We start from the raw sequence: 15,193 nt of genomic DNA on the forward strand, positions 1-15,193 counted from the left end.
CAGATCGGGCGATATGGGTGGTCCAGTCGGGTTACGACCGCAGCCCGCGTCCGGGCCGCTACTCCTTGCCGACCAGTGTCAGCAGCGACGCCTCCGGCGGGCACGCGAACCGCACCGGCGTGTAGCGGTTGGTGCCGCAGCCCGCCGACACGTGCAGATACGACGCTCGTCCCTCGGCGGTGTGCCGGGACAGGCCCTTCACCCGGTCCGTGTCCAGGTCGCAGTTGGTGACCAGCGCACCGTAGAAGGGGATGCACAGCTGGCCGCCATGGGTGTGCCCCGCCAGGATCAGCGGATAGCCGTCCGACGTGAACGCGTCCAGCGTGCGCAGGTACGGGGCGTGGACCACGCCGATCGAGAAGTCCGCCGACAAGGACGGGCCGCCCGCCACGTGTTCGTAGCGGTCGCGCCGGATGTGCGGATCGTCCAGGCCCGTCAGCTCCACCTCCAGGCCGTCGATCTTCAGTGCCCCCCGGGTGTTCGTCAGGTTCTGCCAGCCGGCGGCGTCGAAGCCGTCGCGCAGGTCCTCCCAGGGGTTGTGGACGACCCCGACCGCGGGCGCGTTGCCGTTCAGACCGTGGCGGCCCTGCGTCTTCTCGAGCAAGTATCGGGCGGGGTTGCGCAGTTTGGGACCGTAGTAGTCGTTCGAACCGAAGACGTACGCCCCCGGGAACTCCAGCAGCGGGCCGAGCGCGTCCAGCACCTCGGGCACGCCCTCCGGGTCGGAGAGGTTGTCCCCGGTGTTGATCACGAAGTCGGGGCGCAGACCCGCCAGCGAGCGCAGCCAGCGCTGCTTCTTGCGCTGCCCGCTCACCATGTGGATGTCCGAGACCTGGAGCACGCGCAGTGGGCGCGCCCCCGGCGGCAGCACCGGGATCGTCACCCGGCGCAGCCGGAAGGAGCGGGCTTCGAACCCGGCCGAGTAGAGCAGTCCGGCGGCGGCCACCGCCGTGATTCCCAGGGGTACTCCGTATCGCGCGCGCATACGACCATCGTGTCAGAACAAGAGGCGGCGTCGACTCATCTGTGGACAACGGGGGCACCGCCGGACGAGCGCTTCCGCCGACGACGAGGGCCCGTTGCCGGCGCGTGTTCGGGGAGGGCCGTGCGAACCCCTGGAAATCAATGGGCGGCCGCGCCGTCACACCTGCGACAATCGGAGCCATGACCACGCTCAAGTCGAAGCTGCAGGAAGACCTCAACGCCGCGATCAAGGAGCGCAACGAGCTCCGCTCCTCGACGCTCCGGCTGACGCTCGCCGCGATCACCAAGGAGGAGGTCGCCGGCAAGGAGAAGCGCCAGCTCTCCGACGAGGAGGTCACCAAGGTGATCACTCGCGAGGCGAAGAAGCGCCGTGAAGCCGCAGACGCCTTCGCGCAGGGCGGCCGCCCCGAGCAGGCCGAGCGGGAGAAGGCGGAGGGCGAGCTGCTGGCCACGTACCTGCCCAAGCAGATGTCCGACGACGAGCTGCGGCAGATCGTCGCCCAGGCCGTCGAGGAGGCGAAGGCGGCCGGTGCCGAGGGCCCGCGCGCCATGGGCCAGGTCATGAAGATCGTGAACCCGAAGGTGGCAGGTCAGGCGGAGGGCGGTCGTGTCGCCGCCGTGGTCAAGCAGCTCCTCGCGGGCGGCTGATCGAACGGCCCCGCACCGGGGACAGGACGACGGGGCGCCCCTCACAGAAGGGGCGCCCCGTCGTCGTACGAGCATCACCTCGGCGCCGGCGCGGTGCCGACGGCCGCGGACCCGCGGTGCCGGCTAGCCCCGTTGTCCGCCGTTTCCGTTGCCGCCGTTTCCGTTCCCCTGGATCCATCCCTCGGGAATGGAGAAGGAAGGCGTCGGGAACCCACCACCGGTCTGACCGCCGTTGGCGCCTCCGCCGGTCAGACCGCCGTCGGTCAGGCCGCCGTTGACCAGGCCGCCGTTGTCGTTGCCGCGGCCGTGCCCGTCACCGTGACCGTCGCCGTCCCCCCGGTCCTGTCGGTCGGGGATGTTGACGAGGTTGAAGTTCTCGACCGGCTTGTTCTGCAGTGCGCCGTTCATCATGTCTCGCCAGATCGGGCCCGGGACCTGGCCACCGTAGACCTTGTCGTTCCACACGCCGCCGATGCGGATGCTCTTCATCTGCCGCTTGTGGGCCGGGTCGCCGACCCAGACGGCGCCCGCCATGTTCGGCGTGTAGCCGACGAACCAGGCCGCGTAGCGATTGTCCGTCGTACCGGTCTTGCCCGCGCTGGGACGGCTGTCAAGGCCCGCCTGCGTACCCGTACCGTCCTCGACCACGCCCTTCAGGAGGGTGCTGATCGTGTCGGCGGTGGTCTCGGACATCGCGCGCGAGCATGTCGTCTTCGGGACGGGCAGGGACTTCTTCTGGTTGGCGACGGTCTGCGTGATGGACTCGATGGCGACCGGCGTGCAGTACGTGCCGCGGTCGGCGAAGGCCGCGTAGGCGCTCGCCATCGTCAGCGGGGACATCTCCTGGGTGCCGAGCGCGATCGACGGCGCCTGGTTGATCGCCGTGCCGTCCGCCCGGTTGACGCCCATCTTCTTGGCCATGTCGATCACCGGGCAGATGCCGATGTCGCCGATCAGCTGCACGTAGTAGGTGTTGACCGACTTGGCGGTCGCCTCCTTCATGCTGTACGGCCCGTGCTCCGACTCGTCCTCGTTCGTCAGCGTGGTCGGCTTGTACGGGTCGTCCTTCCAGACCTTGCCGTCACAGATCGAGACCGGGCTCGGATACGCCATCTCGTACGGCGAGGGGTACTCCTGGGTGGCCGGCGTGCCGCCTTCGAGGGCGGCGGCGGCCACGATCGGCTTGAACGTCGAACCGGGCTGGTAGCCCGCGCCGCCGCCCATGGACTTGTCCACCGAGAGGTTGATCTGGGTCTCGTTCTTGCCGAAGCCGTACGGACGGGACTGGCCCATCGCGAGGATCTTGCCCGTGCCCGGCTCGACGATGGTCGCGGCCGTGGCCACTTCGTCGCTCTTGTAGACGTGTTCCTTTATGGACGACTGCACCGACTCCTGCGCCTGCGGGTCGAGCGTAGTGCGGATCGTCAGACCACCGCGGTTCCAGATCTTCGCCCGGTCCGCCTGAGTCTTGCCGAACGCCGGGTTGTTCAGGAACACCTCTCGGACGTAGTCGCAGAAGAAGCCCGCGCCCTTGACGGCCGTGATGCAACCGTTCTTCGGCTGGCTCACGTGCAGTCCGAGGGGGGTCGCCTTGGCCTTGTCGGCCTCGGCCTGGGTTATGTCGTGCACATCCGCCATGCGCTGGAGCACCACATTGCGCCGCTTCTTGGCCTCCGTCGCGTCGTTCACGGGGTCGTACCGCGTGGGTGACTGGACGAGGCCCGCGAGCAGCGCGGACTCCTGCAGGCTCAAATCCTTGGCGTGCTTGGAGAAGTACCGCTGGGAGGCGGCCTCGACGCCGTACGCCTGCTGGCCGAAGAACGTGATGTTCAGGTAGTTCTCGAGGATCTTCTTCTTGCCGAGCTTCTCCTCGATCTGGATCGCGTACTTCAGCTCGCGGATCTTCCGGCCGACGGTCTGCTGGGTGGCCTGGGCGACCTTCGTCGGGTCGTCGCCGGCCTCCTCCACGAAGTAGTTCTTCACCAGCTGCTGGGTCAGCGTGGAGGCGCCCTGGGCCACTCCGCCGCTCTGCGCGTTCTGATTCAGCGCGCGCAGGACACCCTTCAGGTCGATCGCGCCGTGCTGGTAGAACCGCGAGTCCTCGATGGCGACGAGCGCCTTCTGCATGTACGGCGAGATGTCCTTGAGGTCCACGACCGTGCGGTCGCGCGAGTAGACCGTGGCGATCTGGCCGCCCTGGCTGTCCAGGATGGTTGTGCGCTGGCTGAGCTGAGGGCTCTGCAGATTGGCCGGAATTTCGTCGAATCCCTTGACCGACCCCTTGGCCGCGAGCCCGAGCGCGCCGGCGGCGGGCAGCGCGATGCCGGCCATCACCGCCCCCGCGAGCACACTCACTCCGAGGAACTTGGCGGCCTGCTGCACGGGGGACGTCCCCCCGCCCGAGCGCTTCTTTGGCATGAGGGCAGCCTACGTTCTCATTCGGCGGACACGCGTCCAGGCATTGGCCTAAGCTGAACCCAACTGTCACAGCAGTAGGGCCACGTATCAAGTACGTCCGGCGACCCCGAATCGTTCCGGTGTTCTCCCGACTTTTTTGTTGGGTGCGTGCCCGAATCCGCCTTGTGTGTCACCGGGCGTCCGTTGTGGCGCAACTGAATTGTCCGGTTCGCCGGGAAAGTCACGTATGCCCCCAGCTCACTCCCCCGGGTGATCTGCCGTTTACCCATAGTCCGTTCGGGCCATTCAAGATTGGGCCCGAAGGGGGTGTTGCGCTGTGCCCGCCTTCCGTAACGTCCTCAACTGGCGGCGGTGAATATGCCGCTGCCGCCGTGGGGGAGCCTCGATTCGGGAGAGGACGGCGCCGGTATGGGCTGGGTAACCGACTGGAGTGCGCAGGCGGCCTGCCGCACTACCGATCCGGATGAACTGTTCGTTCAAGGAGCAGCGCAGAACAGGGCCAAGGCGGTGTGCACCGGGTGTCCGGTACGCACGGAGTGCCTGGCCGATGCGTTGGACAACCGCGTCGAATTCGGCGTGTGGGGTGGCATGACGGAGCGGGAGCGCCGCGCACTGCTGCGCAGGCGGCCGACCGTCACCTCGTGGCGTCGCCTGCTGGAGACCGCGCGTACGGAGTACGAGCGCGGCGCCGGCCTGCTGCCCCTCGACGAGGAAGAGGTGTACGAGAACTACGCGGCCGTGGGCTGAGGACCGGCCGGGTCCGGGATCGGCTCGAGCTGTCGATGGACGCGGACGCCTTCGGGGACTCCCCGGGGCGTCGGGTCGTCCCCGGCGTGCCCTCGGCGAGTCCACGGAGAGCGGTTCCGCCGGCCGTCGATGACCCGAGACGTCCGTTGCGCGGGACGCTCATGAGGTCTGCCGCACACAACGGCTGTCGTCACGACCGGCATCGTCATGCGGCAGGGTCGGCGTGAGCCTGCTGTCATGGCGGATCCGGGCCTGCAGTGGGCGCGGTCACCCCTGGCGGCCGGACCTGCGGGGTCGCTAAGACTACTTGCCCGGGACGTCCGTGGGGGCCCGTGTCCTCGCCGATCGGTGGACGCAGTCGCTCGGGCAGTGTGTGTGCGACTCGGTTTCCACAGCCTGTGTGTCGACTCCTGGCCCCAAAGGGCTCCCGGTTTCGGGACGGCCCCGGGGCGAGCGGTGCGGCAGCCGTGCCCGCCGGCTGGGACGCTCATGTGTGGTGCGGGTCGCGGAGGGATTCGGTCACCGCACCGGACGATCAGGGCTCCTTACCCGTGTGCCTCGTGCTCCTCGGGACGCTCGTCCTGATTGGCCGCGAGCCGGTCTCCGACGTCCCGCAGTCCGACGAGGTCGTGGACGTCACCGGGCAGCGCGGCCACTTCCGCCACCGCCACCTCGGGGTGGCGCGCGGTGAAGCGGTCACGCGTGCGCTGTTCACGGGAGAGCAGCTGCATGCGCTCCGCGTGAAGCCTCAACAGGCCTGCCGTGAGTTGCTCCACGCTCCGGTCCTGGTCCGTGGCGGCGGGGGAGCCTGCGTCGGTTTCAGGTGCCTCGGAGGCGGAAGAAGATGAACTGCCGTACGTGTCGGGAGAGTTACGAAGTCCAGCTTTCCCGTCCTGCTGATCCACAATGCGGGGCTCTTCAAGATTTTCCGCGGCGGCGAGTGCCCGCTCGGCCGACAGCTGGACGGCGTCGCTGCCGTGGACCCGGTTGAGCACCAGACCGGCCAGCGGCATGTCCTCGGCGGCCAGCCGCTCCACGAAGTACGCCGCCTCCCGCAACGCGTCCCGCTCCGGCGCCGCCACCACCAGGAAGGCCGTACCGGGCGCCTGCAGCAGCTTGTAGGTGGCGTCCGCGCGGGTGCGGAACCCGCCGAACATGGTGTCCATCGCGGCCACGAAGGTCTGGACGTCCTTCAGGAGCTGTCCGCCGAGCAGCTTCCCCAGGGCGCCGGTCATCATCGACATCCCGACGTTCAGGAACTTCATTCCCGCGCGCCCGCCGACCTTCGCCGGGGCCATCAGGACCCGGATCAACTTGCCGTCCAGGAAGGATCCGAGGCGCTTGGGGGCGTCGAGGAAGTCCAGGGCCGAACGGGACGGCGGGGTGTCGACGACGATGAGGTCCCACTCGTCCCGTGCGCGCAGCTGCCCCAGCTTCTCCATCGCCATGTACTCCTGCGTGCCCGCGAAGCCGGCGGAGAGCGACTGGTAGAAGGGGTTGCCCAGAATGGCGGCCGCCCGCTCGCGGTCCGCGTGCGCCTCGACGATCTCGTCGAAGGTGCGCTTCATGTCGAGCATCATGGCGTGCAGTTCGCCGCCGGCGGTGTCCTCGATGCCCTTCACCCTCCGGGGGGTGTTGTCCAGTGCGTCGATGCCCATCGACTGGGCGAGCCGGCGGGCCGGGTCGATGGTGAGCACGACCACTTTGCGGCCGCGCTCCGCCGCGCGCAGCCCGAGGGCAGCCGCCGTGGTCGTCTTGCCCACGCCGCCCGAGCCGCAGCACACGATGATGCGCGTCTCGGGGTCGTCGAGAAGGGGGTCGACCTCCAGGACGGGACCCGGGTTCAAAGCGCGCACGGAGCCCGTGTCGTGGAGGAGTGCCGCATCCGGTGCGGAGGCCGATTCGTCGCGTGTGGGGGAGGGGTCCGAGCTCATGAGATCCCTTGCTGACGCAGTTCCGAGGCCAGTTCGTACAGGCCCGCGAGGTCCATTCCCTCGGCGAGCAGCGGCAGTTCGCGCAGGGGCAGGCCCAGCTCCGTGAGCACGCCGCGCTGTTCGCGCTCCAGCGCGAAGCGCTCCGCGTACTCGTCGGCCTGCTGGAGCAGCGGGTCCACCAGCCGTTCGGCAAGCCCGCCGCGGCGCGCTCCGCCGAGTCCGGCACCCGACAGGGACTTGGCGACGGCGGTCCGCGGTACCGCGTGCGCGAGGTCGAGGTCCGCCTGGTCCAGGATCGTGGGGCGCACCATGTTCACGATGATCCGGCCCACCGGGAGCTTGGCGGCGCGCAGTTCGGTGATGCCGTCCGCCGTCTCCTGGACGGGCATCTCCTCCAGCAGCGTCACCAGGTGCACGGCCGTCTCCCGCGACTTCAGCACCCGCATCACGGCCTGGGCCTGATTGTGTATCGGGCCGATCCTGGCGAGCCCGGCCACCTCGTCGTTCACGTTCAGGAAGCGGGTGACGCGTCCCGTGGGCGGGGCGTCCATCACCACGTAGTCGTATACGAAACGGCCGCTCCGGTCCTTCCTGCGAACGGCCTCGCACGCCTTGCCGGTCAGGAGCACATCCCTGAGGCCGGGCGCGACGGTCGTGGCGAAGTCGATCGCGCCGAGCTTCTTCAGGGCGCGCCCCGCGCCGCCCATCTTGTAGAACATCTGGAGGTAGTCCAGCAGGGCGAGCTCGGGGTCGATCGCGAGCGCGTAGACCTCGCCGCCGCCCGGGGCGACGGCGATCTTGCGTTCCTCGTACGGCAACGCCTCCGTCTCGAAGAGCTGTGCGATGCCCTGTCTGCCTTCGACCTCCACGAGAAGAGTGCGCTTGCCCTCGGTCGCGAGGGCGAGCGCGAGTGCGGCGGAGACCGTTGTCTTACCGGTTCCGCCCTTGCCGCTGACGACCTGGAGCCTGCTCACGTCTTCGAGCCTAACCAGTCAGCGCGCGGCCTACGCGGGAGGCTGTGGACAACTGCGGCAACAGTCGGCCGCAGGCGCCCCCCTCCGCGGTGCCGGGCGGCCACATGCACCGCACGCCGCAGCGGCTACAGTCGGCCCCATGACCAAGTGGGAATACGCAACCGTGCCGCTGCTCGTCCATGCCACGAAGCAGATTCTGGACACCTGGGGCGAGGACGGCTGGGAGCTCGTCCAGGTCGTGCCCGGCCCGAACAACCCGGAGCAGCTGGTGGCCTATCTGAAGCGGGAGAAGCAGGCATGAGCGCGGTCGAGGCCCGGCTCGCCGAACTGGGTCTGACGCTCCCGGAGGTCGTGCCGCCGCTCGCGGCCTACCAGCCGGCCGTGCAGTCCGGGGTGTACGTGTACACCGCCGGCCAGCTGCCCATGGTGGAGGGCAAGCTCCCGGTGACCGGCAAGGTGGGCGCCGAGGTCACTGCGGAGGAGGCCAAGGACCTGGCCCGTACCTGCGCGCTGAACGCCCTCGCCGCGGTCAAGTCCGTGGCCGGCGACCTCGACCGCATCGCCCGCGTGGTGAAGGTCGTCGGCTTCGTGGCGTCGGCGACCGACTTCACGGGCCAGCCCGGGGTCGTCAACGGCGCCAGCGAGCTGCTCGCCGAGGTCCTCGGGGACAAGGGTGTGCACGCCCGCAGCGCGGTCGGCGTGGCGGTGCTCCCGCTGGACGCGCCGGTCGAGGTGGAGATCCAGGTGGAGCTGACCCAGGCGTAGTCGGGCTCTCCGGGACGGCTCCGCACCTGCGGAACCCGGGTTCAACCCGTGGCCGGCCCGGAAGAGCGCGCCCGTCCGGCGGTGGGGCGGCCGGGGGCCGATCACTGCCACTCGAACATCCGCCCAGTACGGGATAGCCTCCGGCCATGGCTAATGGGCAGTGGTTCCCACCGGAGTGGCCAGAGCGGATCCGCGCGCTCGCGGAGGGCACGCTCACCCCGGCCGACCCGAAGCGCGCGGCCACCGTCATGCTCCTCAGGGACACCGACGACGGCGCCCCCGCGGTCCACATGCTGCGCAGACGCGCCTCGATGGCCTTCGCGGGGGGCGCGTACGCCTACCCCGGCGGTGGCGTCGATCCGCGCGACGACGACCGGCTGGTCGGCTGGGCGGGCCCCACGCGCGCGTGGTGGGCGGATCGCCTCGGCGTCGACGAGACGTCCGCCCAGGCGATCGTCTGTGCCGCCGTACGGGAGACGTACGAGGAGGCGGGTGTGCTGCTCGCCGGCCCGACCCCCGAGACGGTCGTCGGCGACACCACCGGCTCCGAGTGGGAGGCCGACCGCGCGTCCCTGGTGGCCCGCGATCTGTCCTTCGCCGAGTTCCTCGATCGCAGGGGACTGGTCCTGCGTTCCGACCTGCTCGGCGCGTGGACCCGCTGGATCACCCCGGAGTTCGAACCCCGCCGCTACGACACATGGTTCTTCGTGGCGGCACTCCCCGAGGGCCAGCGCACCCGCAACGCCTCCACGGAGGCCGATCGCACGGTATGGATCCGGCCCTCGGAGGCGGCGGCCTCGTACGACAAGGGCGAGCTGCTGATGATGCCGCCCACCGTCGCGACCCTGCGTCAGCTCGTCCCCTACGCCACCGCCGTCGAGGCGCTGGAGGCCGCGCCCGGCCGTGACCTGACGCCGGTCCTGGCCCGGGCCCGTCTGGAGAACGGCGAGGTCGTGCTGGCCTGGCCCGGACACGACGAGTTCACCAAGCACATTCGGACGGGGGAAGCGCCCGCATGACCTACGCGAAGGAAGGTGCCGGCGCATGACGGACGCCACAGCTCTCCCCGGACAGCCGCGCGGCGGGGTCCTCTCGGGTCCCGCGACCGCCCGCGCCGTGAACGTCCTCGCGCCCAACGCCTCGCCGATGACACTCGACGGCACCAACACGTGGATCGTCTCCGAGCCCGACTCCGAACTCGCCGTGGTGATCGACCCCGGTCCGCTCGACGACGGCCATCTGCGGCATGTCATCGACACGGCGGAGAAGTCCGGCAAGCGGATCGCTCTCACGCTTCTCACGCACGGTCACCCCGACCACGCGGAGGGCGCCGTGAGGTTCGCCGAGTTGACCGGTACGAGGGTGCGCGCCCTGGACCCGGCGCTCCGGCTCGGCGACGAGGGTCTCGGCCACGGGGACGTCGTCGCGGTCGGCGGCCTGGAACTGCGCGTCGTGCCGACACCGGGCCACACCGCCGACTCCCTGTGCTTCCATCTCCCGGCCGACCGGGCCGTCCTGACCGGGGACACCATCCTGGGCCGCGGTACGACGGTCGTGGCCCACCCCGACGGCCGCCTGGGGGACTATCTGGACTCCCTGCGCCGGCTCAGGTCGCTGGCGGTCGACGACGGCGTCCACACCGTGCTGCCGGGCCACGGGCCCGTGCTGGAGGACGCGCAGGGTGCCGTCGAGTACTACCTCGCCCACCGCGCCCACCGGCTCGCCCAGGTCGAGACGGCCGTCGAGAACGGCCACCGAACGCCGGACGAGGTCGTGGCCCACGTGTACGCGGACGTGGACCGCTCCCTGTGGCCGGCCGCCGAGCTGTCCGTGCGGGCGCAACTGGACTACCTCAGGGAACACGGGCTCATCTGAAGGTTCGCCCGATCGGAGTCCGTACGGGCCCGGCACCCTGACACCGTGCACGCGCGCGTGCTCCTGAGCGGGGATCAAAGGCCCTCCGACGGAGCGATGCCGGACGGCCGGACCGCCGTTCGACTCGCGCGGGAGCACGGCCGTCGAGTGCGTCCGCCACGCCCCAGCGGGGAACGCGGCGAACGCCCCGGCGGCCGCACGACGACGGGCCCCGCCTCTCGAGAGGCGGGGCCCGATGGTCGTTGTGCGCGGCCGGCTCCGGAGTACCGGAGTCAGCGCGAGCGCTTGGCCAGCCGCTCCACGTCCAGCAGGATCACCGCGCGCGCCTCCAGACGGAGCCAGCCGCGCCCGGCGAAGTCCGCCAGCGCCTTGTTGACCGTCTCGCGGGACGCGCCGACCAGCTGGGCCAGCTCCTCCTGCGTCAGGTCGTGCACGACATGGATGCCCTCTTCGGACTGCACTCCGAACCGCCGGGAGAGGTCCAGCAGTGCCCTGGCGACCCGGCCGGGCACGTCCGAGAAGACCAGGTCGGACATCTGGTCGTTGGTCTTGCGCAGGCGCCGTGCGACGGCACGCAGCAGCGCGGCGGCCACCTCGGGCCGCGCGTTCAGCCACGGCTGGAGGTCGCCGTGCCCGAGGCCCAGCAGCTTGACCTCGGTCAGCGCGGTCGCGGTAGCGGTACGCGGGCCGGGGTCGAAGAGCGACAGCTCGCCGATGAGCTCACCGGGGCCGAGGACCGCAAGCATGTTCTCGCGGCCGTCGGGGGAAGTGCGGTGAAGCTTGACCTTGCCCTCCATGACCACGTAGAGGCGGTCACCGGGGTCGCCCTCGTGGAACAGTGAGTCCCCGCGGGCGAGGGTCACCTCACTCATGGAGGCGCGGAGCTCCGCGGCCTGCTCGTCATCGAGCGCCGCGAAGAGCGGGGCGCGCCGCAGAACGTCGTCCACGAGTTCTCTCCTTGTCGACCTGCTCAGGGGATCTCGTTCCCCCACGTACCAGGGGACCGTGTTCCCCATTTTGCCGGACGATCCAAACAGTGTGATCTGTCACAAGGATGCCGCACCGGCGCCGCGGGGTACGCGGCAGGGGTCCAATCGGGGGCTGATCCGCTGGCTCCGGGGCGGATGTCGGCGCCGGGCTTTAGGCTGGCCGGGTGTCCAAAACGCCGGTGAGAGCACAGGCCGAGGGGGCCGGGCAGGTGGTTGTACGTCGGGATTCCGCTGTGGGCGAACAAGACCCTGGTGGCGGAAGGAAAAGTTCAAAGTCGACAAAAGCGGCGCCCGAGGAGGCGACGCGGCGGCAGCCTGCCAGGAAGGCGGCGGCGAAGAAGACCGCAGCCAGGAAGACCCCTGCGAAGAAGGCCGCCGCCAGGGAGGGCGTGACTTCGGGAACGGCTGCCGGGAAGTCGGCGACCACTCCCAAGAAGGCTGCTCCCAAGAAGGCGGCGGCGAAGAAGGCACCCACGGCTTCCGGGAAGACGGCTCCCGCGAAGACCGCGATCAAGAAGGCCACGGTTGCGAAGGAGGCCACGGGGACGAGGAAGGCCACGGGAGCGAGGAAGACCGCTCACCCGGAGGTCGTCGGCGAGAAGACCACGGTCGCCGTGAAGGACGCCGCACCCGCGAAGACCATCGCCGCGAAGCCCCCCGGGAACGAGTCGCGCGCCGCACTGGTCCGCCGCGCCCGCCGTATCGATCGTGAGCTCGCCGAGGTGTATCCCTACGCCCACCCGGAGCTGGACTTTGAGAGCCCCTTCCAGCTGATCGTCGCGACGGTCCTGTCCGCGCAGACCACCGACCTGCGGGTGAACCAGACGACACCGGCGCTCTTCGCCCGGTACCCCGCTCCCGAGGATCTCGCCGCGGCCAATCCCGAGGAGGTCGAGGAGATCCTGCGCCCGACCGGCTTCTTCCGGGCCAAGACGAAGTCGGTGATCGGGCTTTCCAAGGCCCTGGTGGAGCAGTTCGGCGGCGAGGTTCCCGACAACGTGGAGGACCTCGTCAAACTCCCCGGCGTCGGCCGGAAGACGGCCTTCGTGGTGCTGGGCAACGCCTTCGGTCACCCCGGCATCACGGTCGACACGCATTTCCAGCGGCTCGTACGCCGGTGGCAGTGGACCGATCAGACCGATCCCGACAAGATCGAGGCCGCCGTCGGCGCGCTCTTCCCGAAGAGCGACTGGACCATGCTCTCGCACCACGTGATCTTCCACGGCCGCCGGATCTGTCATGCCCGCAAGCCGGCCTGCGGCGCCTGTCCGATCGCCCCGCTCTGCCCCGCCTACGGCGAGGGCGAGACGGACCCCGAGAAGGCGAAGAAGCTGCTCAAGTACGAGAAGGGCGGCTTCCCGGGCCAGCGTCTGAAGCCCCCGCAGGCCTATCTGGACGCGGGCGGGAAGCCGGCCCCGCCCCTGGGGGCCGGGTGAGGCGCCGGCGCGGGCTCGCGCAGCACCCGGGAGGGGGACGGTGTCCGGCAGGCCGTACGCCGGGACACCCGCACGAGGGACGTGCGGAACGATCGAGGGCCCGGCAGGCGTTGGGACCGGCAGAACGGGGTGGCGATGACGCACGCGAGCAACACGGACCGCATGAGCGGCACGGACGGCGGTCGGCTGAACACGGAGGGTCTGCCCGACTGGCTGGATCCGGTCGTACGGGTCGTGCAGACTGTCGAGCCGCTTCAGCTCAGCCGCTTCCTGCCGCCGACCGACGGCGGAGGGCGGCAGTCCGCCGTGCTGATCCTCTTCGGTGAGGGCGAGCACGGCCCCGAGCTGCTGCTGATGGAGCGCGCCGGCTCGCTGCGCTCGCATGCCGGCCAGCCCGCGTTCCCGGGCGGTGCCCTGGACCCCGAGGACGGCGACCCGCGGGCCGAGGGGCCGCTGCGGGCGGCGCTGCGCGAGGCCGAGGAGGAGACCGGACTCGATCCGGGCGGCGTTCAGCTCTTCGGCGTGCTCCCCAAGCTGTACATTCCGGTCAGCAGCTTCGTGGTGACCCCCGTTCTCGGCTGGTGGCGGCAGAAGAGCCCGGTCGGCGTCGTCGATCCGAACGAGACGGCGCGGGTGTTCACGGTCCCCGTGGCGGATCTCACGGATCCGGCCAACCGGGCCACCACCGTCCACCCCAGCGGCCACCGAGGTCCGGCATTCCTGGTCGAATCGGCCCTTGTCTGGGGCTTTACGGCAGGCGTCATCGACCGTCTGCTGCACTTCGCGGGGTGGGAGCGCCCCTGGGACCGCGACAAGCAGGTCCCGCTCGACTGGCGCGCATGACAAGGTGGCCCCCGTGCTGTGTATCCCAGGGTGCCGCCGTGCCCCATTGCCGCCGTGCGACGGTCCGGATCCCCGGCCGGACGAGTGCGGACCGAACGTGATGAGGCGAGGCTGGAAGCGTTGAACGTGCTGGACGTCCTGTTGCTGGTCGCCGCCGTGTGGTTCGCGATCGTCGGCTATCGCCAGGGTTTTGTCGTCGGCATCCTGTCGGTGATCGGCTTCCTCGGCGGCGGTCTCGTCGCCGTTTATCTGCTTCCCTTCCTGTGGGACAGGGCGACCGGCGACCACAAGGTGAGCACGACGGTCGCCGTCGTCGCCGTCGTCGTGGTCATCGTCTGCGCCTCCATCGGCCAGGCCCTGACCACCCACCTCGGCAACAAACTGCGCCGGTACATCACCTGGTCCCCGGCCCGTGCCCTGGACGCGACCGGAGGCGCCCTCGTCAACGTGGTGGCGATGCTCCTGGTCGCCTGGCTGATCGGTTCGGCCCTCGCCGGCACGACGCTGCCGACGCTCGGCAAGGAGGTCCGCGGCTCCAAGGTGCTCCTCGGCGTCTCCCGGGCCCTGCCCACGCAGGCGGACACCTGGTTCGCCGACTTCTCCACGGTCCTCGCGCAGAACGGCTTCCCGCAGGTCTTCAGCCCCTTCGCGAACGAACCCATCACCGAGGTCCAGCCCCCCGATCAGGCCCTGGCGTCGAGCGCGGTCGCCACGCGCGCCCAGCGGTCCATCGTCAAGGTCATGGGCACCGCGCAGAGTTGCGGCAAGGTGCTCGAGGGCACCGGGTTCGTCTTCGGCGAGCGCCGTGTGATGACCAACGCGCACGTGGTCGGCGGGGTCGACGAACCCACCGTCCAGATAGGCGGCGAGGGCCGGCGGTACGACGCGAAGGTCGTCCTCTACGACTGGCGGCGCGACATCGCCGTACTCGACGTGCCCGATCTGAACGCGCCCGCGCTGAAGTTCACGTCCTCGGACGCGTCAGGCGGCAACAACGCCATCGTCGCGGGCTTCCCGGAGAACGGCTCGTACAACGTCCAGCCCGCCCGCGTCCGCGGTCGCATCACGGCCAACGGCCCCGACATCTACCACCGTGGCACGGTTCGCCGTGATGTGTACTCGCTGTACGCCACCGTGCGGCAGGGCAACTCCGGCGGCCCGCTGCTCACACCCGAAGGCAGGGTCTACGGGGTGGTCTTCGCCAAGTCCCTCGACGATGCCAACACGGGGTACGCGCTCACCGCGGACGAGGTCCAGGAGGACATCGCCAGAGGCCGCGCCGCGAACCAGCAGGTGGACAGCGACAGCTGTGCGCTCTGAGGCGCAGTAGCTGGTGCGGATGTCGTCGGCCGGTTCGACGGGGGCGGGCTCAGCCGCGCGGGTGACGCAGACGTACCGAGACCCAGCGGGCCCGGCGGCGAAGAATGTGTGGGATGCCCACGCGTGGGTCGGTGCCCGCGAGTTGCGGGGCGCCCCCCTGGTGGGAGCTCGGCGCGGCGGCCGAGCGGCGAGTGCGTGCTACGTCACTGTAGTCGTGCGTCCAGCCCATACCCCGACGTCTGCCCCCGCCCCAAGGTCGA

Annotated in this window: 15 protein-coding genes; 9 read left to right on the forward strand and 6 right to left on the reverse strand. The window is 70.1% G+C overall.

Annotated elements, in window-relative coordinates:
• Nucleotides 1-58 precede the first annotated feature (58 nt).
• The gene (locus tag ADL25_RS44045) at nt 59-985 is read right to left on the reverse strand and encodes a metallophosphoesterase (RefSeq protein ID WP_059133591.1); all 927 of its coding nucleotides are present in this window, start codon (nt 983-985) and stop codon (nt 59-61) included.
• A 179-nt stretch (nt 986-1,164) separates the two neighbouring features.
• On the opposite strand from ADL25_RS44045, the gene ADL25_RS44050 reads away from it, so the two are divergent.
• Entirely contained in the window at nt 1,165-1,632 is a 468-nt protein-coding gene (locus tag ADL25_RS44050) for a GatB/YqeY domain-containing protein (RefSeq protein ID WP_059133592.1), read from the forward strand.
• Nucleotides 1,633-1,755: 123 nt separating this feature from the next.
• On the opposite strand, the gene ADL25_RS44055 is transcribed toward ADL25_RS44050, so the two are convergent.
• Nucleotides 1,756-4,050, reverse strand: a complete 2,295-nt coding sequence (locus tag ADL25_RS44055; RefSeq protein WP_181923120.1) for a transglycosylase domain-containing protein — start codon at nt 4,048-4,050, stop codon at nt 1,756-1,758.
• Nucleotides 4,051-4,458: 408 nt separating this feature from the next.
• Between ADL25_RS44055 and wblA the strand changes: the two genes are divergently transcribed.
• Nucleotides 4,459-4,797, forward strand: coding sequence for a transcriptional regulator WblA (gene wblA / locus ADL25_RS44060; RefSeq protein ID WP_059133594.1), 339 nt, complete (start codon nt 4,459-4,461; stop codon nt 4,795-4,797).
• 545 nt (nt 4,798-5,342) lie between these two features.
• On the opposite strand, the gene ADL25_RS44065 is transcribed toward wblA, so the two are convergent.
• Together ADL25_RS44065 and ADL25_RS44070 are read right to left on the reverse strand one after the other, a co-directional pair.
• Nucleotides 5,343-6,731 carry an ArsA family ATPase gene (locus ADL25_RS44065; protein ID WP_059133595.1) on the reverse strand — a complete coding sequence of 463 codons (1,389 nt, stop codon included), beginning with the start codon at nt 6,729-6,731 and terminating at the stop codon, nt 5,343-5,345.
• Complete coding sequence (locus ADL25_RS44070; RefSeq protein WP_059133596.1) at nt 6,728-7,705, reverse strand: ArsA family ATPase; 978 nt, start codon at nt 7,703-7,705, stop codon at nt 6,728-6,730. The genes ADL25_RS44065 and ADL25_RS44070 overlap by 4 nt, the downstream gene beginning before the upstream one ends.
• A gap of 139 nt (nt 7,706-7,844) precedes the next feature.
• On the opposite strand from ADL25_RS44070, the gene ADL25_RS48745 reads away from it, so the two are divergent.
• The 4 genes from ADL25_RS48745 to ADL25_RS44085 all read left to right on the forward strand — a co-directional run bounded on the left by ADL25_RS48745 (nt 7,845) and on the right by ADL25_RS44085 (nt 10,345).
• Nucleotides 7,845-8,006, forward strand: a complete 162-nt coding sequence (locus ADL25_RS48745; protein WP_003975360.1) for a DUF4177 domain-containing protein — start codon at nt 7,845-7,847, stop codon at nt 8,004-8,006.
• Nucleotides 8,003-8,470, forward strand: coding sequence for a RidA family protein (locus ADL25_RS44075; RefSeq protein WP_059133597.1), 468 nt, complete (start codon nt 8,003-8,005; stop codon nt 8,468-8,470). The genes ADL25_RS48745 and ADL25_RS44075 overlap by 4 nt, the downstream gene beginning before the upstream one ends.
• Before the next feature lie 146 nt (nt 8,471-8,616).
• Nucleotides 8,617-9,489, forward strand: a complete 873-nt coding sequence (locus ADL25_RS44080; protein ID WP_059133598.1) for an NUDIX hydrolase — start codon at nt 8,617-8,619, stop codon at nt 9,487-9,489.
• 25 nt (nt 9,490-9,514) lie between these two features.
• The gene (locus ADL25_RS44085) at nt 9,515-10,345 is read left to right on the forward strand and encodes an MBL fold metallo-hydrolase (protein WP_059133599.1); all 831 of its coding nucleotides are present in this window, start codon (nt 9,515-9,517) and stop codon (nt 10,343-10,345) included.
• 272 nt (nt 10,346-10,617) lie between these two features.
• On the opposite strand, the gene ADL25_RS44090 is transcribed toward ADL25_RS44085, so the two are convergent.
• On the reverse strand, nt 10,618-11,292 hold the full coding sequence (locus tag ADL25_RS44090; RefSeq protein WP_030573597.1) for a Crp/Fnr family transcriptional regulator: 675 nt from the start codon (nt 11,290-11,292) through the stop codon (nt 10,618-10,620).
• Nucleotides 11,293-11,567: 275 nt separating this feature from the next.
• On the opposite strand from ADL25_RS44090, the gene nth reads away from it, so the two are divergent.
• From nth to ADL25_RS44105, 3 genes are all read left to right on the forward strand, one after another.
• Nucleotides 11,568-12,770, forward strand: coding sequence for an endonuclease III (nth, locus tag ADL25_RS44095; RefSeq protein WP_079051030.1), 1,203 nt, complete (start codon nt 11,568-11,570; stop codon nt 12,768-12,770).
• Nucleotides 12,771-12,905: 135 nt separating this feature from the next.
• On the forward strand, nt 12,906-13,613 hold the full coding sequence (locus ADL25_RS44100; RefSeq protein ID WP_181923121.1) for an NUDIX hydrolase: 708 nt from the start codon (nt 12,906-12,908) through the stop codon (nt 13,611-13,613).
• Nucleotides 13,614-13,733: 120 nt separating this feature from the next.
• Nucleotides 13,734-14,933 carry a MarP family serine protease gene (locus tag ADL25_RS44105; RefSeq protein ID WP_059133688.1) on the forward strand — a complete coding sequence of 400 codons (1,200 nt, stop codon included), beginning with the start codon at nt 13,734-13,736 and terminating at the stop codon, nt 14,931-14,933.
• Nucleotides 14,934-14,982: 49 nt separating this feature from the next.
• Here the strand turns inward: ADL25_RS44105 and ADL25_RS51430 are convergent, their stop codons facing one another.
• Nucleotides 14,983-15,162 (reverse strand): hypothetical protein, encoded by a 180-nt coding sequence (locus ADL25_RS51430; RefSeq protein ID WP_079051031.1) that lies wholly within the window; start codon nt 15,160-15,162, stop codon nt 14,983-14,985.
• Between the last annotated feature and the right edge of the window lie 31 nt (nt 15,163-15,193).

This window comes from Streptomyces sp. NRRL F-5122 (assembly GCF_001507435.1).
GTDB classification, from domain to species: Bacteria; Actinomycetota; Actinomycetes; order Streptomycetales; family Streptomycetaceae; genus Streptomyces; species Streptomyces lannensis.